This is a genomic window from Phyllobacterium zundukense, assembly GCF_002764115.1.
GTDB lineage: Bacteria > Pseudomonadota > Alphaproteobacteria > Rhizobiales > Rhizobiaceae > Phyllobacterium > Phyllobacterium zundukense.
The window spans coordinates 233002-252999 of record NZ_CP017942.1 but is presented as its reverse complement, the minus strand read 5'-3'; the positions used below and the strand labels follow the sequence as shown (position 1 = coordinate 252999).

Sequence of the window (19998 nt, the reverse complement as noted above, 5' to 3'; positions counted from 1 at the left end):
TGACCATAGTGCCCATGGTTCAAGCTCTGGCGAGGTTCAAGGCGGTATGCGTGATATCCGCGCCCGCATTTCTGCCCGCAACAATCTGGATGGTAGTGCCGGGAGTATGTCCACCGATCTCGCCGACGATGCGTTCCGCATCGGCCTGTGAGGCGGCAAAGGCAAAGCCCGTCGGCCCCCATGAACTCTGGCCGATCCCGACAGCACCAGCCTTTGCAAGGCGGTGCAATGTGGTCTCGACCTGCCTGCTGGTGAAAACGCCGCCCTGTGCCGGTGAAAAGTAAGTGCCGATTTCGGTCTGGACGGCCTCCACCGCGCTGCCGAACGAGGCGAGGTCCTGTTCGACGAGAGCGGGCATGACGCTCATCAGCACATGACGGCAGATCAGCGCCGAAGTCGCTGCCGGGAACGGCGGCAATGTGCGGAAGGCTTCGAGCTCGGCTTCGCCATGAATGCCCTGCGTCGAGGTATCGAGGACAAGGATGATGCGCCAGGCTTCTGGAAACGGAATGCGCGAAATGACTGTCGGCGCCTGTTGACCGAACCCTTTGCCCGCGTCGACGATCACGCCGCCGTCTTCGAATGCAGCTATGCCGATCCCCGATCGCGAGCCACGTCCGAGCAGGACCGCATCATTGGCGGTGTCGAGTGGTAGCGCATGCAGCGTCCGCAGCCCGGCGGCTACCGCAAGGGCTATCTGCGTTCCGGAACCGAGGCCGATATGGCGCGGGATGGCCCGCTGCACGGTGACCCGGTGCTGTGCCTTGATGCCAAGATGAGGGCAAAGCGTCGCGATGTGCTGCGCGATACGGGCCTGTTCCTCGCCATGAATGTGTGTGTCTGTCGCACGGGAAATTGTCAGGACTGTCGCAATATCCTGAATCGGCAAGCCAACGCTTCCAAACCGGTCTTGACCTGAGCGCGGTATATCGAGAAAGCCGAGGTGCAGGCGAGCGGGCACTTTGATCGTGACGGATTCCGACATTTGTTTAATCTTTACACAATCTCAAAAATCGGGCCCTGCACTATGATATCGTCTTTCAAACGAGGCGCAAGCATGATGCGCAAAGAATAGGGAGTAATGCGAATGACCGATGAAACAAAGGCGGCCAAACCCAAGGAAAAAGTCTATTCGGAAAGCGAAATTGTCGCAAAGCTGCAAAGCGATTTGCCGCATTGGCGCTATGAGAACGGCTGGATTCGGCGCAAATACAAGACACATGGGTGGAAATCGACACTGATGGTCATCAACACGGTCGGGCATCTGGCGGAAGCCGCCTGGCATCACCCGGATCTCAAGGCCTCCTATGCCTGGGTGGAGGTTCTGTTGCAGAACCATGCGGCAAAGGGCATCACCGACAAGGATTTCGAACTCGCCAGGAAGATCGAAAGTGTAGTTCAGTGGCAGCCCGGCAAAGAGGCGGGATCGCTGGAAGGAACGCCGCAAACCGACCAGCGCTTCGCCTATGTTAAGTACGACGATTGATCGCATGATTTTTTGCTGGGCCGCAGGGTTCACATTCGAGAAAAATTAGTTAAGCTCAGGTTGGCACCAGAAAGTTGCGGAATATGTCGGTTGCATGGGTTGGCAGCCAGCCGGTCTCTTTGATGGATGCAATTCAGAATGCTGCGAAGCTTCTGGCATCAAGCCGCTGTCCAGTTTTTACCCTCGATACGGATGTGCATGGCACACGCAGTGCCATCGCGCTGGCTGAGAGGTTAGGCGGTGCTTACGATCATGCGCTGGGCGAGACTCTCGCCAATGAGGTGTCCCTGTTCACCGACCACGGCGGGATGTTCACGACGCCGGGCGAAGCGCGGCGGCGCTCCAGCCTGATCGTCCTCGTCGGGGACATTCCCGCGTCGCATCATGACATGCTGGTGACATGGGCATCCACGCAGCCCGATCTCGGCGATCGCCAGCAGCGCAGCTGGTTCCACATCAATGACTCTGCAACAAATTCCGCTGACGCCAGCAAGCTCGGGCGCAAACTGAAGGCCGTTTCTCTTGGAGCGGAGGGCCTGACGCTCGGCGGAGCGCTCGCCGTTCTTCGCGCCCAATTGCAGGAGCGTCAGGTTACATCTTCCTTGAGCAATATCGACCGGCTCAGGAAAGCCCTGACCAAAAGCCAGTTTCCGGTCTTCGTCTTTTCCGGCGCTTCCGGCGAAGCGGCAAGCCTTGTCATGCTGCAGGGTCTGATCGCCGACCTGAACAGGAAGGGACGCGCGAGCAGCGTGTTTCTGCCCGCCGATGACGATGCATGGGGCACCGCTCTCACCTCCCTGTGGATGACCGGATTTCCACCCCGGACAGGTTTCTCGAATAGCCTCCCAAGCTATGACCCCGTGCGATGGGACATCCAACGCATGATCCGCGACAAGGAAGCGGATCTTCACGTCTGGATGTCGACGAGGGGCGGCAAAACTCCCCCCAGGGGGGGCAGGATTGCCTTGATTTCACTGAGCAAAGATGAAGGTCCAACTGCTGGAGCAGCGGTCAGCATTTCAGTAGGAAAAGCCGGGGTCGATCATGACGGCGTCAGCTATTCCAGCAGGGTAGGCACATTCAGGGCCGTCGCGGCGTCCGCGCCGTCGCTATTGCCAAGCCTCTCGAGCATCGTGCAGCAATTGGCGGAAGCCTTGCCCGGCAGGAGGGCCCTGCCATGCTGACCCGGCTTGTCGGCGGAGAGGTTGTCGATCCTGTCAATGGCGGAACCCGCCAGCGCGACGTCTGGATGAGGGATGGCGTGCTGATCGATGCGCCGGAAGGCGAGGCGGCCGAGCAGACGCATGATGTCTCGGGCTGCATCGTCATGGCCGGCGCCATCGATATCCACTCGCATATTGGCGGCGGCAATGTGAACACGGCCCGGCTGCTGCTGCCCGAACATCATGCGGCCCACCAGCCCCGACCTGCCAATACGCCGCTTTCCAATGCCGGCTGGTCTACCTTCCAGACTGGCACTCTCTATGCGCAAATGGGCTTCACTACGGTGGTCGAACCCGCCATGGCGCCGTACACGGCCCTGCACACGCATCTTGAACTCGCCGATATTCCGATCATCGACAAGGCGACGTTGGCAATTCTCGGCAATGACGATTTCACCCTGTCGCTGCTTCGCAATGGTAAATCCTCGGCGATGCTTGATGACTACATCGCCTGGGTCGTCGGTTCGACCCGCGCTCTTGGGGTCAAGGTCATCAATGCCGGTGCGGCCGCGGCCTTCAAGGAGAATGTCCGCTCCTTCTCTCTGGACGATGTCGTGCCCGAATATGGCGTCAGTTCGCGCAAGATCGTCAAGTCGCTGCAGGCTTCGGTGAGCCGTCTCGGAATACCGCACCCGCTCCATGTTCACGCCAACAATCTCGGCATTGCCGGCAGCGCCGATACGGCCGCTGACACCATAGCAGCGACCGAGGGCGTGCCGCTGCATCTCGCGCATCTGCAGTTCTATGGCTACGGCACGGAAGGCAAACGCAAGTTCTCCTCCGAGGCGGCGCGACTGGCGGAACTCGTCAATGCGAACCCCGATGTCACCATCGATATCGGTCAGGTGATGTTCGGCCAGACCGTGACGATTTCCTCCGACGTGCTGCGGCAGTTTACGGCCATCGGCAACGCCAATCCGAAGAAAACCGTTATCATGGACGGCGATGGCAATGGCGGGGGCGGCATCGTTCCCTATCGCTACAAGCAGGATTATTACGGCTCTTTGCAGTGGGCAGTGGGGCTTGAGCTTTTCCTGCTCATCACCGATCCATGGCGGGTATTCTTCACAACCGATCATCCGAACGGCGCGCCTTTCACTTCTTATCCGGAACTCTTCGAACTGTTGATGAGCAGCAGTGCTCGTGATGCGAAATCCGCGGAGTTGAACGCAACAGCACTGGAGTTGACAACGCTCGCCTCAGTCCGGCGTGAATACAACTTTGAAGAAATTGCCATCATGACCCGTGCGGCTCCGGCCAAATTACTCGGTCTCAAGGATCGCGGCCATCTGGGAGCTGGAGCCATCGCCGATGTTGCGGTTTATCGCAAGGGCAAGGACATTGCCAAAATGTTCCGGGAGGCGGCGCTGGTTTTCAAGAATGGCGATCTCGTGGTCAAGAACGGCAAGGTTACCCATTATCGTTGGGGCAAGACGTTGCGGCTCAATCCGCCGCCGGACAAGGCGATGGTCAAGCGCATGAAGGATTATCACGAAGAGCGCTATGGCTTGTCGCTCGATTGGTTCACCTTCCCTGATTCCGCGATCCAAAGAGATGCGCCATTTGCGGAGGTCTCATGCAACAACTGACCCGCAACGGCGTATTGATCGACGACACTTTTGCCGAGGCTTTCGGCATGCGGGCGACGGCGATTATCATCACTGCGCCGACGCTGAAATGGGCCCGGCAGGCTGCCATCACCATGACCGGTTATGCGACGTCGGTCATCGGCTGCGGTTGCGAGGCAGCGATCGACATGGACGTGCCGGAGACGAGGACGCCGGACGGTCGCCCGGGCTGCCGTGTCATGATTTTTGCGATGGGCACGGACGAGTTGCAGAAGCAATTGAAAAGCCGGCTAGGACAATGCGTCCTGACATCGCCCGGCAGCGCCTGCTTTGCTGATCTTGAAGGTTCGGCGCCGCTCGATCTCGGTAATTCGCTGCGTTATTTCGGCGATGGCTGGCAGATATCGAAGAAATTCGGTGGCAGGCACTACTGGCGCGTGCCGGTCATGGATGGGGAATTCCTGTGCGAAGCGACGACGGGACTGACCAAGAATGCCGTGGGTGGAGGCAATCTGTTGTTTCTCGCGGCCGACAACGTCAAGGCCTTGCATGCTGCCGAACGTGCTGTTGCTGCGATCGAGAAAGTGCCGGGAGCGATTATGCCGTTTCCGGGTGGCATCGTCCGCTCCGGCTCGAAAGTCGGCGGCAAGTACAAGGGCATGATGGCATCGACCAATGATGCCTTCGCACCGACGCTGCGCGGTGTTGTCAACAGTGCCTTGACGCCTGACGTCAATGCGGTTCTGGAAATCGTCATCGATGGCGAGACCAGTGATGCCGTTGCGGCAGCGATGCGGGCAGGGTTGAAGGCTGTCATTGATCTTGGCCCGAAGAAGGGTGCGCTTCGTATCAGCGCCGGCAATTACGGCGGCAAGCTTGGCAAGTTTCACTATCATTTGAAGGACTTGCTGCCATGAAAGCGCTGACCTTCTCTCTCCTCGCAGATCCGGAAGCGCGACTGGATCTTTCGGTTCTCACGCCAGTGTCGCTCACCGGACTTACAGCACTGGAGATCGCCAAGCTGCGCGTTGGCACAGGCCGCGATCCTGCTTTGGTCGGCGATGTCTTCAAGGTCACCGGCAAGGATGCGAACAACCTCGTGCTCGATGGAAGCAGTTCGCGATTCGACAAGGTTGGTTCCGGACTGACTGGCGGTTCGATACGCGTCACCGGCAATGTTGGCAGCCAGGCGGGCAGGAAAATGTCCGGCGGGTCGTTGCTTGTCGAAGGCAATGCTGGTGATCATGCCGGGTCGGGCATGGCTGGCGGCCGTATCGAGATCCAAGGTAATTGCGGAGACAATCTCGGCGGGCCACTCGCGGGGGAAGTCACCGGCATGGAAGGCGGCGTGCTGATCGTTCGCGGCAGGGCTGGTCATTATGCAGGAGACAGGTTGCGCCGCGGCATGATCGCCATCCTCAAAGGGTGCGGCGACCACGCAGGATACCGGATGATTGCCGGAACCATTGTCGTGACCGGGCGTGTCGGTGCAATGCCAGGCTATCTGATGAAACGCGGCTCCCTGCTGTTTGATCGCCGCCCCGAACAGCTCTCGCCAACTTTCGTTGCCTGCGGTGAATCGGACATCGCATTTTCCAGCCTTTTCGATCAATTTCTCATCAGCGAGAAGATTCTGGACAAGCCACTGCTCGGCCAAAAACCCGGCAAATATGGTGGCGACAATGCGGTGTCGGGCAAGGGTGAGATCCTGTTCAGACGCGGGCGCTAGAGGCAAGAACAGCAATTCCACCCCGCCCCGGACCTGCGGTCCGACCCTCCCCCTGATGGGGGAGGTCGTAGCGAAGCTGCGGGTGGGGGTGAAACAGTCATTCCGAAAATAATCGTGGCTATTTATCCAACACCTTCAAACCTCGTTTATCCTATTCCCGTCCTTTCCATGGGGAGCTGCTTCCGGAGCCGTTCGAAAGTGGGGGAGGACGGCGTGTCGATGTGCGGGCAACGGACCCGGGCATTGGCCGACCTGTTCGTCTTCGGAGGTCAATCTGCCTGACACACAGATATTGCCTGCGTTGTTGATGCCGACGCCAATTGTGCGGACACTGCACCGACGGCGACGATGGGCCCGGACTCCAGGCGCTCATCCACTCGCCCCGCGGAACAGGCAGAAGCCGGCCGGCAGGGGGAAAACGTCAGCGGGCGGTCTTCGGATCGCATTATACTTCTACAAAGACGCGCTTCGACGACCGCCCGTCTTCCCAACCATTCAATGGCCAGACGCAAAAGCGGGCGTGGCAAGGGAGGGGATATGCAGGAAATGGATGTCATCGTTGAACCACGCCCATCCGGTTTCCCACACTTCCTTAAGATTGAAAACGTAAGTTGAATGAAGAGCTTCGCTATAGTGACTGGCATTCGGGACCGGCTCGACTATAACGGGATTCTACGAACACCCAATCTTGCCAAAACAGGAAAGTTGATGAGGTGACTGACCGAAAATCACCACTCGCTCCGTTCAAGCACGAGACCTTCCGGACTATCTGGATCGCCAGCCTTTCCTCCAATTTCGGTTCTTTGATCCAGGCGGTCGGCGCGGCCTGGATGATGACGACCATCTCGAATTCCGTCGATATGGTTGCTCTGGTGCAGGCCTCGACTGCATTGCCGATCATGCTTTTTTCGCTGATCTCGGGCGCATTGGCGGATAATTTCAACCGGCGCCGGGTCATGCTCGTCGCACAGTCCTTCATGTTGGCCGTCTCGGTGCTGCTGACGGTTTTTGCCTATCTTGACCTCATCACGCCGTGGCTTCTTTTGACCTTCACCTTCCTTCTCGGTTGTGGAACGGCACTGAACAACCCGTCATGGCAGGCCTCGGTCGGTGATATGGTCCCGCGCGAAAATCTGCCGGAGGCCGTTGCTCTCAATAGCATGGGTTTCAACCTTACCCGCAGCGTTGGTCCGGCGATCGGCGGTTTGATTGTCGCCGTGGCGGGCGCCGCCGCCGCTTTCGCAGTCAATGCAGTCAGTTACCTGCCTCTTATCTTCGCGCTGCTTCGCTGGCAGCCCCAATATCCCCCAAATCCCTTGCCGCGTGAAACACTGGGCCGAGCTGTCTCTGCGGGTCTACGTTATGTGGCCATGTCGCCAAATATCGGCAAAGTCGTTTTTCGCGGCTTCGTCTTCGGTTTCTCGGCCAGTGCTGTGCTCGCGCTCCTGCCGCTGGTTGCACGTGATCTTGTCGGTGGCGGGCCGCTGGTCTACGGCACCATGCTCGGTTCATTCGGTATCGGTGCCATCGGCGGCGCGCTCCTCAGTGCGCGGCTTCGCGAATTTCTGTCGAGCGAAGCCATTGTGCGCATTGCCTTTGCGGGATTTGCCGTCAGCGCCACGATTGCGGCATTGAGTCCAAGCGCTTGGACAACCAACGCCGGGCTTCTGTCGGCCGGCGCTTGCTGGGTATTGGCTTTGTCGCTGTTCAACATCACGGTGCAGCTCTCGACACCGCGTTGGGTGGTTGGCCGTGCCTTGTCGCTGTACCAGACAACGACATTCGGCGGCATTGCTGGGGGCAGCTGGTTGTGGGGTATCGCGGCCGCAGAATACGGGGCGGACAAGGCACTGCTTGCCTCGAGCGCGGTCATGCTTCTCGGCGCCGTCATCGGGCTTCGTTATGCATTGCCGGAATTCAACACGCTCAACCTCGATCCGCTCAATCGCTTCAGCGAGCCGCTGCTGGCGTTGGATCTCAAACCGCGCAGCGGCCCGATCGTGATCATGATCGACTACGTCATTGCTGAAGAAGACGTCCCGGAATTCCTCGCCGCCATGGCCGAACGGCGGCGTGTGCGTATTCGCGATGGGGCAGGGCACTGGGCGTTGATGCGCGATCTGGAGAACCCCGAGATCTGGACCGAGAGCTATCACACGCCGACCTGGGTGGAATATGTCCGCCACAATCAGCGTAGGACCCAGGCAGATGCGGCAATCGGCGACCGGATTCGAGCATTCCATCGGGGTGTCACCGATCCGCGTGTGCATCGCATGATCGAGCGGCAAACGATCCTTCCGCACGATATAGCCGCTCACAAGACTCCGATCGATATGTCATAGGTCGTGTCGTGGGCGCCTATGGTTTCAGGTCGAATGCGCCCTTGAAGCTGCCGTCCATGTAGAATGGCACGGAGGTATGGACATGGGCGATGCGCCACGTGCCGCCTTGCCTGATCAGGCCGAGTGTCTGGCGAAACCAGACATCGACCTGCATACCGTCGGTCTTGGTGCCGGTCATGCGCACGAGGCTCCTTGCGAAAGCCACATCGCCTCCGGCGTGGATCTCGACGTCGCGCGCCTCGCCGCCGATCGGGCCTCGCCAGGTGGCGAACCAGCCCTGCAGGTCTTCGGCATCCTTGCCTGTGTATTGCAAGGGCGGAGCAAGCGTGAACTGAACCACATCGTTGGTCAGATGCGATATAACCCGCGCCGCATTCTTGTCGCCAATCGCCTTCGACCAGTCATCAATCACAGCTGCAACCGCAGCCTTTTCGCTTGTGGGCGTCATGTCGTTCTCCTTCCATCAAAGCTTCGAGACAAGAGCTGCAAGCTGGTCGGCGCAGATGCCCCAACCCTCGTGAAAGCCCATCTTCTCGTGGGCTTCGCGGTCCGCAATCGTCCAATGACGGGCGAGCGCGGTGTACTTGGTCTTTCCGCCATGATCCTCGAAGGTAAGGATCAAGGTCATGAAGGGCTTTTCGGAAGGTTCCCAGGCTTTTGTGAAAGCATCGGTGACGACGATCCGCTCATTCTCGACGACTTCGAGATAGACGCCGTGGTTGGGAAACTCATTGCCATCAGGTCCGCGCATGATGATGAAGTTGGCGCCGCCAACACGGACATCGAGTTCCGCATGCGGCGTCGTATAGGGCAGGGGTGCAAACCACTGTTTCAGCAGTTCAGCATCCGTCCAAGCCTTGTAGACTTTCTCGCGCGGGGCATCGATGATGCGGGTCAGCACGAGATCGCGATCGGGATTCGGGATGGTATCGTAGGCCACTGGTGTTCTCCTTGTTTGATCAGTTCTGACCCAAGGACGAATGAGCAGCTGGCATTCCGACACTACAGGCGAAATTTTTACAGGGAAATAATATCGGGCAGGCACTCAGTCCTGGGCCAGCCTGTCGAGATGCATGCGGATGTGCGCCGCTTCGGCAGCGGTATTGGCGAGGGAAATGGCGCGGTTGAAAGCCTCGCGGGCCTCGTCGGTGCGGCCAATTTTCATCAGCAGGCCGCCTTTCACGCCAAAGAAGTGGAAATAGCCGGAGAGTCGTTCTTCGAGCGGCTCGATCAGGGCCAAGGCCTCGGCGGGGCCGCGCACCTTTGCGACCGCAACGGCGCGGTTGAGAGTGATGATCGGCGACGGCGTCAAACGCTCGAGCGCAGTGTAGAGCAGATCGATTTCTGCCCAGTCGGTATCGTCGGCGTGCAACGCCCGCGCGTGGAGCGCGGCGATGGCCGCCTGGATCTGATAGGGTCCGGGACGCCTGTGCCGCATGGCCTTGTCGATCAAGGCAAGTCCCTCGTTGATCATCTTCCGGTTCCACAGGCTCCGGTCCTGGTTTTCCAGCAGTATCACCGACCCTTCCGCATCAAAACGAGCTCCGGCCCGGGCATTTTGCAAAAGCAGCAGGGCGGCCAATCCCATGATCTCCGGCTCGGTTGGAAAAATCCGCAGCAGCAACCTCGACAGCCTTATGGCTTCCTCGCAAAGAGGGAAGCGGGTTTGTTGCTCGCCGCTGCCAGCCGAATATCCTTCGTTGAAGATCAGGTAGACCATCGCCGCAACCGCGGCGAGCCGTTCCGCCCGTTCGATGGCATCCGGTGCCTCAAACGGTACCTCGCCGGCGCCGATACGGCTCTTTGCGCGGGTGATGCGCTGTTCCATTGCGCTTTCACTGACGAGGAATGCCCGCGCGATCTGCCGGACTGAAAGGCCGGATACGATCCGGAGCGCCAACGGGATTTGCTGCGTGGCCGGAAGATCGGGATGACAGCAAATGAACAGCAGGCGCAGGATGTCGTCGCGATAGTCGGAGCCGTCGATCTTCTCTGCGATTGCGGTTTCAGCGTCCTCGAGGTCGGACAAATGTTCTTCAGGAGGCAGCGGCTGCTGCTTTGCCTGACGCCGTACCCCGTCGATAGCGCTGTTACGCCCAACGAAAATCAGCCAGGCAGTCGGGTCTCGGGGTGGACCATTTTTTGGCCAGTTCTTCAAAGCGCGCAGGCAGGCTTCCTGAAACGCCTCTTCCGCCGTATCGAGATTGCGGAAATACCGAAGCAGCGCGCCGACCGCCTGAGGGCGGGCGGCGGTGAGGGCGGCATCGATCCATGCGGTATCGCTCATGGGAAGTTCGATCCTGGCCTGAAAATGGCAATTGGCCGGATTTCGTATGAACCCGTCCCAGGGTTCGCTCGTGCGAGATCGCGTGCGGTGTCGATGGCTTCGTCCAGCGAAGCGCAATCGACTACATAGAAGCCGAGGAGTTGCTCCTTCGTTTCAGCGAAGGGTCCGTCAATAATGATGGGATCCTCGCGGCCTTTCCTGAGCGTTGTCGCGGCCGTGGTAGGAAGCAGTCGCGCAACAGGGCCGAGGCGTCCCTGCTCTCTGAGCTTCTCCTGGACAACGGCAAGTCGATCCATGACGGCGTCATCTTCTTCCTTGCTCCAGGAGCCGACGACATCTTCGGGATTATAGCAGAGTATGGCATAAAGCATTCGGATCGTTCCTCCTTAAATAAAGACGATCCAGTATGGCCAATCCCGACAGCGGGTCGAGAAAAATAATGAATTTTCGTGGGCCGCTGTATTCATTACAAAATGGGGGGCGATTGCGACAGCAATGCCCCCTGTCATCAGGCGTTGCAGTTTGAAAAGACCTATCGGCAAGGGTACCCGGGCGCGATCCTGCAAGTCGGTCGCGGGCGATATGGCGGCCTTGGAAGAGGAGGGCGGTGCCCGTAATATGGCGGGCGGACAACAATTGTCGGCCGAACGACGATCGTTGGTCGTATGACAGCCGAGCGTTCAAGATAATTCGCTGAGAGCCAGCCTCGCATGCCTTGATATCCAACTTGGCACCAGTTTGACTGGCACGACAAAATGGTAACGCGCAGACCCGCTGCCAGAGTTGCAACTCGGCCATAGGTTGTACCGGGGCCTGTGCGGAGATTAACGTTCCCGGTTGTGTATGCGACATCAGCGGCTGCATAAGCCGGCCACGCAAACAATCCGATACTAATGAAAATTGCTGATAGCAGCTTCCTGCACGTCATAGCCCCTCCCATCTTCGTCTATGTTTCCTGGTGGAAATCAAATGCGATTTTCAAGATTTTGTCTAGTCGACTTTCTCGCAATTTGGCAAATTTGCTTGTTATAGATTGTCTGTTAAGGAGAAAATATACAGTGTTTATGATATACAAGAATATATACGCAATTATTATCAAGTAAATCTTTACTAATTTTATTATAGTTTGTTCGAAGTAAAAATATGCCTTGTTATAATTTGTAAACGCAATCTTGTATTGCGACAAACATCTAATTTATGTAAATAATATAATATATCCATCAGTAACGGGATCGTGAATTAATATTAATATGATAAATAAATAATTGGGATTACATCAAATACAAAAGTGAACTAATCTGATTGATGGGAGGTATCCATAATCACATCAACTTGCGAGCTGGTTTGTATGCCAGGCTTTTGCTCCAACCCATCATGTTTTGGTATCGCTTCCTTGTAGCGCAACCTCTTGGAGGATGCAGTGGTGCGAGTAGTTTCTGTTTTCCGAGTACCCATTTGGGCTGGACTGCTACTGGCGGTAAGCTCAGTCTCTTTCGGCAACGCATATGCCGCGTCAGGTATTTGTGCCACGCTGAAGAAACAACTTGTAGCTGTATCAAATAGCAGTGAAGGGTCACAAAAATATAACCGTGGCGCACAGCAACAGGCCCTGCAGCTTCAGCAGATGCGGGCAAAGGCGAGCAAGCAAGGTTGCGGCGGTTTTCTCTTCTCTCGCGGCGACCCAGCTTTGTGCAAGCGGTATGCGCAAACCATCGATAAGATGTCCGCCAGGCTCGCAAAGCTCCAGAACGCCAGTGATCGATCTCGAGGGCCGTCCCGCCAGCAAATTCTCGCTTCAATGAGTGCCAATGGCTGCAACGGCGGCGCGATCACGGCGCGTAGCAATGATCAGCCGTCTAGTACTGGTCGCAAGACCCTCTTTGAGGTTTTGTTTGGCCCGAGCAGCGGGCGGAATTCTGGCCCGTCGGCAAACGAGCTGGCGAAACGGCAAATTGATGAGCGTGCAGCACAACGAAAGAACCGGTTGACACATGCTCCGGAGACGCTTGCCACATCCTATGAAGGGACCGATCCGGCTGGGAACGTCATTGTCAAGAAGGGAGGATATCGAACACTTTGCGTTCGCACGTGCGACGGCTATTACTTCCCGATCTCGTTTTCAAGCCAACCGCGAAATTTTGCCCGCGATCAGAATGCTTGCACCGCGATGTGCCCAAGCGGGAATGCGCAATTGTACTATCATGCGGTGCCGGAACAAGAATCCGATGACATGATATCTGTTGCAGACAAGAAGCCCTACAGCGAGCTGCCGAATGCGTTCAACTATCGCACGTCGGGCCTGAGATCAGTACCGGGTTGCAGCTGCCACGCCGCGCAGGGAAGCGTACCCATCGTGTCGGAACAGTCGACATCCGATCCGCAATCGCAATCATCGAGCATAATGGCTGTGTCCAAGGAAGACACGGATCCGGGTGTTGTCGCGGCAGTCCCGATGGAGGACCCTGCTCAAGGCGACATTGATGAAACAGAGACAGAGCCGCAAGATGTAAGAATGGTCGGTCCGGCGTTCTTTCCAGTGGAAACCAAAGCCACCGATTTCAGATCGCCGCCACCAGAGAAGGGAGTCAAGGAAAGCAGCGCTGGCCTTCTCACTCCGGAAAACATTGTTAAGACGATTGCATCAGATATTATGAAAAGAATTCAATAACGGATGATGGCTTTGGACGTCGTTCGTTCGAACGAGCGAGAGGCCGATATGGCAAAGCCAGCATGGTCGCCGGGACAGTATCTTAAATTCGAGGACGAGCGCACCCGCCCGGCAAACGATCTGCTTTCCGCTGTTCCCAACAGGGAAGTTAAATTTGCTGTCGATCTTGGGTGCGGTCCGGGCAACTCCACCGAGGTGCTTGTGAAGCGGTTTCCACAGGCCGTCGTTCTGGGCATCGATTCTTCTGCAGAGATGATTGCAGAGGCCCAATCGAGACTACCCAGCTGCAATTTTGCAACGGCCGATGTGGATAGCTGGCAGCCGCACCAGAATGCCGATCTTCTCTATGGCAACGCTGTGATGCAATGGCTGCCAGACCACGAGCGGTTGTTTCCAAGATTGATGGGTTTTTTGAATGCAGGCGGTTCCCTGGCGATACAGATGCCGGACAATCTGGAGGAGCCGACGCATGTGGCGATGCGCGAAGTAGCCTCAGGGGGAAGCTGGGCAGACAGAATGGCAAAAGCGGATTTCGCTCGCACCACGATAGGAAACGCCTCCTTCTATTATCAATTGCTCCGGCCGCTTAGCCAACGAGTCGAGGTCTGGCGTACCACCTATCATCATCCCTTGCAGGGGCTTGATGGTATCGTCGAATGGTTCAAGGGCTCCGGGCTGCGGCCATATCTGTCCTTGCTTGACGAGGACGAGCGATTGCCCTTTCTTGAAAAATACAAGGAGCGCATCTCACAGTCTTATCACCTGATGAAAGACGGCATGGTACTCTTGCCATTTCCACGTATTTTCATCGTTGCCACGCGGTAATATTGGCGGCTTCTTCCAACCCTTCCGGGTTTATCTGGCGTTCTTCGAAATCAATAAAATATTGAAGCTGTTTCGCAAATGAATGCGGAATAGGTGCCTAGTATCGCCGAAGCGAAAGACGCACAATCATACTTGCGGTGGCAACACTGAAGAGTTGACTGGCATGCGGAGGAGTGTGTGCCCGTCATCTCTTGATTGGAGAATTATCGAAAACTCAATATCGGATGCCGGCAAATAGCGCTCGGAGCGTCACGCGGCAACCAGAGGCTTAGGCGTTTGCCAAGGGGAGGAATTATGCTCGAGAAGCTTTTCAAGCTTAGCGACCACAACACGACTGTGCGTACGGAAGTGTTGGCCGGACTGACGACATTCCTGACGATGTCGTACATTATTTTTGTCAATCCAGAGATTCTGTCTTCCACCGGCGTGGATCGCAATGCGGTGTTTGTCGCAACCTGTATCGCGGCTGCTCTCGGCTCGGCGGTCATGGCTATGGTAGCCAATTGGCCCATCGGTATGGCTCCTGGGATGGGCCTCAATGCTTTCTTTGCCTTCACTGTCGTGGCGGCCATGGGCTTCACCTGGCAGCAGGCACTTGGCGCCGTCTTCATTTCCGGCTGCATCTTCCTGCTGCTTACGGTGACAGGGATACGAAGCTGGCTCGTTGCAGGAATTCCCAAATCGTTGCGCAGCGCGATCGCGGCCGGTATAGGTCTTTTCCTCGCATTCATTGCTTTGAAAAATTCCGGCATCATCGTCGCCAATCCCGCAACATTTGTTGGGCTTGGCCATCTCGGCAGCACTGGTACGCTGCTTGCTATTCTTGGCTTCTTCGTTATCGCTGCGCTTGATGCACTCAAGGTGCGCGGATCGATCCTGATTGGCATACTGGTCGTGACCATCCTGTCGATGATCCTCGGGGTGAGCGAATTCAAGGGCGTATTCTCGGCACCGCCAAGTCTGGCGCCAACCTTTCTTCAGCTGGATATTACCGGTGCTTTGCATACGGGGCTCCTGCAGGTCATCCTGGTATTCGTGCTCGTTGAAGTCTTCGACGCGACCGGAACCTTGATCGGTGTCAGCAAGCGCGCCGGGCTGATCGAAGAGGGAAAGCCGAACAATCTTGGCCGTGCCCTGTTCGCCGACAGTACGGCGATCGTGGCCGGCTCCTTGCTCGGCACCAGCAGCACAACGGCCTATGTCGAAAGCGCATCCGGCGTTCAGGCAGGCGGGCGCACCGGACTGACTGCCTTGACCATTGCGGTCCTGTTTCTGGCGGCGCTGTTTATTGCACCTCTGGCAGCATCCGTACCCGGCTATGCAACCGCCCCGGCCTTGCTTTACGTTGCTGGTCTCATGATGCACGAGCTTGTCGATATCGAATGGAGCGATGTCACCGAATCGACGCCTGCGGCGCTGACCGCATTGATGATCCCGTTCACCTATTCGATTGCCAACGGCCTCGCCTTCGGCTTCATCAGCTATGTGGTGCTGAAGACGTTCACAGGTCGGGTAAGTGTTATCCATCCGGCGACATGGCTGGTTGCGATCCTCTTCGTTGTGCGATTTGCGCTGTTCCCTGCTTAAAATGCCGATACGAGGCGGATGGGGTGATTGCGCCGCATCCGCCTCGTTGTTATTTCAAGGGGTCGAACAAGCCACTGAACAAGGTTCTCCAATGAAGCAGCTGACCTCAACAACGAATATTCTCGACGCGCTGCTGGACGCGATGGAGCACCAAATTATTCCAATGACGGAAGAGGGCGTTGCGGCAGGCAACAAGGTTTTTGGCGCGGCCTTGCTTCGCAAATCGGATCTTTCAGTCGTGCTTGCAGAAACAAACAATGAAACGGAAAACCCGCTCTGGCATGGCGAAGTCCACACGTTGAAGCGGTTCTACGAGATCAGTGACGGCAGGCGTCCTGATCCATGCGATCTGATTTTCCTCTCGACCCATGAACCCTGTTCAATGTGTCTTTCGGCGATAACCTGGGCGGGCTTTGATAATTTCTATTACTTCTTCAGCCATGAAGACTCGCGCGACGCATTTGCCATTCCGCATGACCTCAAAATCCTCAAGGAAGTTTTCACCCTGGAGCCTGGCGGTTACAATCGGGAGAACGCGTTCTGGAAAAGCTACTCCATCCACAAGATGATCGCCGAGCTGCCTGAACCAGATAGGGACAGACTGCAGAAGCGCGCGGCAGCGATCAGCGACAAATATGCCGAGCTTTCGCAGCTTTATCAGGCTGGCAAAGACAAGAACTCCATTCCGCTTAATTGACCAGGCTCAATCGATCGTTCAACTCGTTAAAGTAAGATCTGAAGTTTGTGAGAACAGAAAAATGGCCGCGATTGAAGCGGCCATTTTCCTTGGGTGTCAGCGAATGAGAAACGGTTCGCGATAGAAATGCTCTTGCAGATTGATGCCATCACCACCGCGGTCGATGACGACGAAATCGGAGTGGCCTTCGAGCGGTGTCAAAATGCCATGCCAGATATTGCGATGGATATTTACGCCCTGGCCAGTCTTCGTCAGAAAAGCGACTGGATCACCTGGGCCGTCCGGCTGTTCATGAGCGGCCACCACCAGAAAGGGATTCTGCGACAACGGCACGAATGCCTGGCTGCCGAAAGGGTGGCGCTCAACCATTTCAAGCCTTAGCGGCAATTCGTAAGGCTTGCCGCGCAGCAGGCTGATCAAGGTCCGGGCATTTTCGCCCGTCGTTTCGACCTTGGCCAGGTCGTGATAGCGCATGCACATGCCATGGTTGATCGGAAAGCTGTCAGCCCCATCGATCTCGATAACATCCCCGAAAGGCCGAAAGGCCTCCCGGGTCAATGGTTGAACAAGGATCTCGCGCATGTGCCTATCCGCGAACGATCTTGCCAAACAGACGTAACCTGCTGACGCCACCATCCGGGTAGATGTTGAATCGCGCGTGCGTTACCGCACCGTTTTGCCTGATCTGATTGGGTCCATATTCATGGACAGTATCGGCAGCCAGTTTTTGCTGCGGCAGGATTTCTTCCCAGAACATGGACGAGGCGACAACCAGCTCATCGAGGCTCTCGCCGGCATCGCCAAGATCGGCGACCTGGATGGAACAGGCATCCGGGTAATTGCCCTTGAAATATGCGGTATCGACGATCGCGCTTTCGATTGTTCCGCGGGCTGCAAGCTTGATGATGATCCAGTCATTGCCCGGTTCACGGCGACGGCGCGTTTCCCAGCCGTCACCCATGTTGAGTCCCCGGCCGGGTGCCAGAAGACGCTGATGACCATAATGAGCGTTCGACATGGCGACGACACGCCCGCCGAGGAGCGACGAGGCGAGATCGACGGCTGAACCGCTGACATTGCTCGTATCCAATGAGGGCTGGCCGTAAACCCGCAGCCGCGCCACACCGCCATCCGGATGGATATGCAGGCGAACATGGCTCCAGACCGCGTTTGACGCGCAGGCAAAATAATGCTGTGCGCTTGGCCCCAACTGGCTCAGACCGAGCACCTCGGTCCATTCGGTTGCATCGTCGGGTTCACCCGTAGAATTGCATGCTTCAATGCGGCAGGCCGGAGGATAGTTTCCGGTGAAATGCGCGGTGTCGACATCGAAGCCGGCGATCGTTCCGGGAGCAGCAAGTTGGACAATCGCATAATCATGGCCGCTGCTGCGGCGCCGGCGTGTCTCCCAGCCGTCCATCCACTTGCCGTGATCGTCGAACTTCTCGGGATAGAAGATCGCGGGATCATCGTTCAGCATACGCTCCAAAGGGGCAAAGAACTCGTCGGTTGCAAAAAGCGGCTTTGCACCCAATCCCGCCGAGGCGAGATTGATCGAATTCTTTGCGAATGCGGGTAGGTCTTCAACGGGACTTGACATTTTAACTCCTCAGTTTGGCAGCATGGCCTGAAGCCGGAGAAGGGCGATCCTCTCCACCTCTCGGCACGCAGTGTTGAATTCGGTTTGGCGATCGTTGGAGATCCGGGTCCGGAAGGCGCTAAGGATTTCATCCTTGCTGCGGCCCTTGACCGCAATGATGAAGGGGAATCCAAAAGTCTCGACATAGCGCGCATTGAGTGCGGTGAACTGCTCGCGCTCGTTGTCAGTCAGGGCATCGAGGCCAGCAGAGGCCTGTTCCCTTGTCGAGCTTTCGGTTAGCCGCTTGGCTTGCGCCAGCTTGCCGGCAAGATCCGGGTGTGCGTTCAGGACGCCGAGACGTTCGTCGCTCGAGGCGCTGCGAAAGGCGACAGTGAGTGCAGCATGAAGCCCGACAGCATTGTCATGCGCTGGCGAAAGTTCCGCGGCATAGGCGCGGCGGGCAATCCAGTCCGAATGCTCGAAGACACCGCCGAAGCGTTCGACGAATGCGGCTTTATCAAGAGCTGACGGTCGGGTGCCTTGCGGCTTGTATGGGTGATTGATCGCCCAGTGCCGCGCAATGTCGACGCGGCGTGCAAGCCAGATTTTTTCGTGACCCTGCACATAATCGATAAAACGGGAGAGGGCGGCAACTCGCCCTGGCCGGCCCGCAAGGCGGCAATGCAGACCGATGCTCATCATTTTTGGGAAACCGGCTTCGCCTTCCGCGTAGAGGGTGTCGAAGCTATCCTTCAGATAGGCGAAGAACTGGTCGCCTGAATTGAAACCCTGCGGCGTAGCGAACCGCATGTCGTTGGCGTCGAGCGTATAAGGAATGACGAGCTGGTGCCGACCGCCATGTTCGTGCCAATAGGGCAAGTCGTCGGCATAGGAATCGGAGACATAGTCGAAACCGGTTTCTTCCGTCACAAGGTCGACCGTATTGATGGAGCAACGGCCCGTGTACCAGCCGCGTGGGCGCGCGCCGGTAACGGCGCTATGGATGCGAATGGCTTCGAGCATGTGCTCGCGCTCGGCCTCTTTGCTGTAATCCTTGTAGTCGATCCATTTCAAGCCATGGGACGCGATCTCCCAATCCGCATCGAGCATGGCCCGCACTTGTGCCGGTGAGCGCTGCAGGGCTATCGCAATACCGTAAACCGTAGCTGGAACATTCTTCGCGGTAAGCAGCCTATGCAGACGCCAGAACCCGGCGCGCGCGCCATATTCGTAGATCGACTCCATGTTCCAGTGCCGCTGGTCGGGCCAGGCCTGCGCGCCGACGATCTCCGAAAGGAATGCTTCGGAAGCCGCATCCCCGTGCAAGACGCAGTTCTCGCCGCCTTCCTCGTAATTGACGACGAACTGAACTGCGATCCGTGCGCCATCCGGCCAATTGGCTTGCGGCGGGGTCGCGCCATAACCGTGCATGTCCCTCGGATATCTCATCAATGCCGTCCCTCCTCAGACGGGGTGCTCAATCACTCCCTTGAATAATCAAATTATAGGCGAAGCATTCCCCCAGAAAATTTTGAAAGTCCTGCAATCAAGCGCTCGCTACCCCGAGGCGGTGTCTGCGGGCAAACTGGGCGATGGAAAATTGAAAGTTCTCCTTGGGAGGGACGAACGCTTATGAGCCGACAGAACGAAGCAGCCGGACGCCTGACCACTCATGTGCTCGATACGGCGAGCGGCAAGCCTGCTGCCAAACTCCGGATCGACCTCTTTCGCATCGACGGCGATCGCTTGATGCCTTTGCACAGCACGCGGACCAATGAGGACGGACGCTGCAACAAGCCGCTGCTGACTGGCGCGGATATGCGTTCGGGCGCCTACGAACTTCGCTTTCACGTCGGCGAGTATTTCGGCAGTGAGCCAGCGATTGGTCAAACACCATTTCTCGACGTGGTTCCGATCCGTTTCGGCATCGATGACGAGAATGTGCATTACCATGTGCCGCTTCTCGTCGCGCCGTTTGGCTATTCAACCTATCGCGGGAGCTGATCG

20 protein-coding genes are annotated in these 19998 nt (G+C 57.2%); 11 read left to right on the top strand and 9 right to left on the bottom strand.

The window, feature by feature from the left end; all coding sequences use genetic code 11:
- Positions 1–19 precede the first annotated feature (19 nt).
- Positions 20–985: a beta-ribofuranosylaminobenzene 5'-phosphate synthase family protein gene (locus BLM14_RS24235; RefSeq protein WP_100002457.1), complete on the bottom strand. Its 966-nt coding sequence runs from the start codon at positions 983–985 to the stop codon at positions 20–22.
- Between the two features lie 102 nt (positions 986–1087).
- Here BLM14_RS24235 and BLM14_RS24230 point away from each other — a divergent pair, with 102 nt between their 5' ends.
- The 6 genes from BLM14_RS24230 to BLM14_RS24205 all read left to right on the top strand — a co-directional run bounded on the left by BLM14_RS24230 (position 1088) and on the right by BLM14_RS24205 (position 8348).
- Positions 1088–1486, top strand: a complete 399-nt coding sequence (locus BLM14_RS24230) for a 4a-hydroxytetrahydrobiopterin dehydratase (protein WP_100002455.1) — start codon at positions 1088–1090, stop codon at positions 1484–1486.
- 83 nt (positions 1487–1569) lie between these two features.
- A complete protein-coding gene (locus BLM14_RS24225) occupies positions 1570–2670 on the top strand; it encodes a molybdopterin-binding domain-containing protein (RefSeq protein ID WP_100002454.1) in 1101 nt (366 codons plus the stop codon).
- On the top strand, positions 2664–4298 hold the full coding sequence (locus BLM14_RS24220) for a formylmethanofuran dehydrogenase subunit A (protein WP_100002452.1): 1635 nt from the start codon (positions 2664–2666) through the stop codon (positions 4296–4298). Before BLM14_RS24225 ends, BLM14_RS24220 begins: the two co-directional genes overlap by 7 nt.
- Positions 4286–5194, top strand: coding sequence for a formylmethanofuran--tetrahydromethanopterin N-formyltransferase (gene fhcD, locus BLM14_RS24215; protein ID WP_100002450.1), 909 nt, complete (start codon positions 4286–4288; stop codon positions 5192–5194). Before BLM14_RS24220 ends, fhcD begins: the two co-directional genes overlap by 13 nt.
- Entirely contained in the window at positions 5191–6006 is an 816-nt protein-coding gene (locus tag BLM14_RS24210) for a formylmethanofuran dehydrogenase subunit C (protein WP_100002449.1), read from the top strand. The genes fhcD and BLM14_RS24210 overlap by 4 nt, the downstream gene beginning before the upstream one ends.
- A gap of 713 nt (positions 6007–6719) precedes the next feature.
- On the top strand, positions 6720–8348 hold the full coding sequence (locus BLM14_RS24205; RefSeq protein WP_100002447.1) for an MFS transporter: 1629 nt from the start codon (positions 6720–6722) through the stop codon (positions 8346–8348).
- A 16-nt stretch (positions 8349–8364) separates the two neighbouring features.
- On the opposite strand, the gene BLM14_RS24200 is transcribed toward BLM14_RS24205, so the two are convergent.
- The 5 genes from BLM14_RS24200 to BLM14_RS24180 all read right to left on the bottom strand — a co-directional run bounded on the left by BLM14_RS24200 (position 8365) and on the right by BLM14_RS24180 (position 11563).
- Positions 8365–8796: a YybH family protein gene (locus tag BLM14_RS24200; RefSeq protein WP_100002445.1), complete on the bottom strand. Its 432-nt coding sequence runs from the start codon at positions 8794–8796 to the stop codon at positions 8365–8367.
- Between the two features lie 15 nt (positions 8797–8811).
- Positions 8812–9288 (bottom strand): SRPBCC family protein, encoded by a 477-nt coding sequence (locus BLM14_RS24195; protein ID WP_100002443.1) that lies wholly within the window; start codon positions 9286–9288, stop codon positions 8812–8814.
- A gap of 105 nt (positions 9289–9393) precedes the next feature.
- Positions 9394–10635, bottom strand: a complete 1242-nt coding sequence (locus tag BLM14_RS24190) for an RNA polymerase sigma factor (RefSeq protein ID WP_100002441.1) — start codon at positions 10633–10635, stop codon at positions 9394–9396.
- A complete protein-coding gene (locus tag BLM14_RS24185; protein WP_100002440.1) occupies positions 10632–11006 on the bottom strand; it encodes a YciI family protein in 375 nt (124 codons plus the stop codon). Before BLM14_RS24185 ends, BLM14_RS24190 begins: the two co-directional genes overlap by 4 nt.
- Positions 11007–11167: 161 nt before the next feature.
- Positions 11168–11563: an SH3 domain-containing protein gene (locus BLM14_RS24180; RefSeq protein WP_100002912.1), complete on the bottom strand. Its 396-nt coding sequence runs from the start codon at positions 11561–11563 to the stop codon at positions 11168–11170.
- 492 nt (positions 11564–12055) lie between these two features.
- On the opposite strand from BLM14_RS24180, the gene BLM14_RS24170 reads away from it, so the two are divergent.
- The 4 genes from BLM14_RS24170 to BLM14_RS24155 all read left to right on the top strand — a co-directional run bounded on the left by BLM14_RS24170 (position 12056) and on the right by BLM14_RS24155 (position 16412).
- Positions 12056–13303 carry a DUF2865 domain-containing protein gene (locus BLM14_RS24170; RefSeq protein ID WP_133123988.1) on the top strand — a complete coding sequence of 416 codons (1248 nt, stop codon included), beginning with the start codon at positions 12056–12058 and terminating at the stop codon, positions 13301–13303.
- Between the two features lie 48 nt (positions 13304–13351).
- Positions 13352–14128 carry a trans-aconitate 2-methyltransferase gene (tam, locus tag BLM14_RS24165; protein WP_100002911.1) on the top strand — a complete coding sequence of 259 codons (777 nt, stop codon included), beginning with the start codon at positions 13352–13354 and terminating at the stop codon, positions 14126–14128.
- Between the two features lie 294 nt (positions 14129–14422).
- On the top strand, positions 14423–15715 hold the full coding sequence (locus tag BLM14_RS24160; protein WP_100002435.1) for an NCS2 family permease: 1293 nt from the start codon (positions 14423–14425) through the stop codon (positions 15713–15715).
- Positions 15716–15806: 91 nt separating this feature from the next.
- On the top strand, positions 15807–16412 hold the full coding sequence (locus BLM14_RS24155; RefSeq protein WP_100002433.1) for a deaminase: 606 nt from the start codon (positions 15807–15809) through the stop codon (positions 16410–16412).
- A gap of 96 nt (positions 16413–16508) precedes the next feature.
- On the opposite strand, the gene BLM14_RS24150 is transcribed toward BLM14_RS24155, so the two are convergent.
- From BLM14_RS24150 to puuE, 3 genes are read right to left on the bottom strand one after another with little or no spacing between them, the layout of a single operon-like run.
- Positions 16509–16994 carry an ureidoglycolate lyase gene (locus BLM14_RS24150; RefSeq protein ID WP_100002432.1) on the bottom strand — a complete coding sequence of 162 codons (486 nt, stop codon included), beginning with the start codon at positions 16992–16994 and terminating at the stop codon, positions 16509–16511.
- A gap of 4 nt (positions 16995–16998) precedes the next feature.
- On the bottom strand, positions 16999–18012 hold the full coding sequence (gene alc / locus BLM14_RS24145) for an allantoicase (RefSeq protein ID WP_100002431.1): 1014 nt from the start codon (positions 18010–18012) through the stop codon (positions 16999–17001).
- A gap of 9 nt (positions 18013–18021) precedes the next feature.
- Positions 18022–19440 (bottom strand): allantoinase PuuE, encoded by a 1419-nt coding sequence (gene puuE, locus BLM14_RS24140; RefSeq protein ID WP_100002429.1) that lies wholly within the window; start codon positions 19438–19440, stop codon positions 18022–18024.
- A gap of 183 nt (positions 19441–19623) precedes the next feature.
- Here puuE and uraH point away from each other — a divergent pair, with 183 nt between their 5' ends.
- Positions 19624–19995, top strand: coding sequence for a hydroxyisourate hydrolase (uraH, locus tag BLM14_RS24135; protein ID WP_100002427.1), 372 nt, complete (start codon positions 19624–19626; stop codon positions 19993–19995).
- Positions 19996–19998 lie beyond the last annotated feature (3 nt).

Bases quoted from the DNA above. Each gene is read 5' to 3' on its own strand.
- BLM14_RS24230 (WP_100002455.1), top strand. From the start codon at position 1,088: ATGACCGATGAAACAAAGGCGGCCAAACCCAAGGAAAAAGTCTATTCG.
- BLM14_RS24160 (WP_100002435.1), top strand. From the start codon at position 14,423: ATGCTCGAGAAGCTTTTCAAGCTTAGCGACCACAACACGACTGTGCGT.
- BLM14_RS24150 (WP_100002432.1), bottom strand. From the start codon at position 16,994: ATGCGCGAGATCCTTGTTCAACCATTGACCCGGGAGGCCTTTCGGCCT.
- puuE (WP_100002429.1), bottom strand. From the start codon at position 19,440: ATGAGATATCCGAGGGACATGCACGGTTATGGCGCGACCCCGCCGCAA.
- BLM14_RS24185 (WP_100002440.1), bottom strand. From the start codon at position 11,006: ATGCTTTATGCCATACTCTGCTATAATCCCGAAGATGTCGTCGGCTCC.
- BLM14_RS24180 (WP_100002912.1), bottom strand. From the start codon at position 11,563: ATGACGTGCAGGAAGCTGCTATCAGCAATTTTCATTAGTATCGGATTG.
- BLM14_RS24190 (WP_100002441.1), bottom strand. From the start codon at position 10,635: ATGAGCGATACCGCATGGATCGATGCCGCCCTCACCGCCGCCCGCCCT.
- tam (WP_100002911.1), top strand. From the start codon at position 13,352: ATGGCAAAGCCAGCATGGTCGCCGGGACAGTATCTTAAATTCGAGGAC.
- alc (WP_100002431.1), bottom strand. From the start codon at position 18,012: ATGTCAAGTCCCGTTGAAGACCTACCCGCATTCGCAAAGAATTCGATC.
- uraH (WP_100002427.1), top strand. From the start codon at position 19,624: ATGAGCCGACAGAACGAAGCAGCCGGACGCCTGACCACTCATGTGCTC.
- BLM14_RS24200 (WP_100002445.1), bottom strand. From the start codon at position 8,796: ATGACGCCCACAAGCGAAAAGGCTGCGGTTGCAGCTGTGATTGATGAC.
- BLM14_RS24225 (WP_100002454.1), top strand. From the start codon at position 1,570: ATGTCGGTTGCATGGGTTGGCAGCCAGCCGGTCTCTTTGATGGATGCA.
- fhcD (WP_100002450.1), top strand. From the start codon at position 4,286: ATGCAACAACTGACCCGCAACGGCGTATTGATCGACGACACTTTTGCC.
- BLM14_RS24155 (WP_100002433.1), top strand. From the start codon at position 15,807: ATGAAGCAGCTGACCTCAACAACGAATATTCTCGACGCGCTGCTGGAC.
- BLM14_RS24220 (WP_100002452.1), top strand. From the start codon at position 2,664: ATGCTGACCCGGCTTGTCGGCGGAGAGGTTGTCGATCCTGTCAATGGC.
- BLM14_RS24235 (WP_100002457.1), bottom strand. From the start codon at position 985: ATGTCGGAATCCGTCACGATCAAAGTGCCCGCTCGCCTGCACCTCGGC.
- BLM14_RS24210 (WP_100002449.1), top strand. From the start codon at position 5,191: ATGAAAGCGCTGACCTTCTCTCTCCTCGCAGATCCGGAAGCGCGACTG.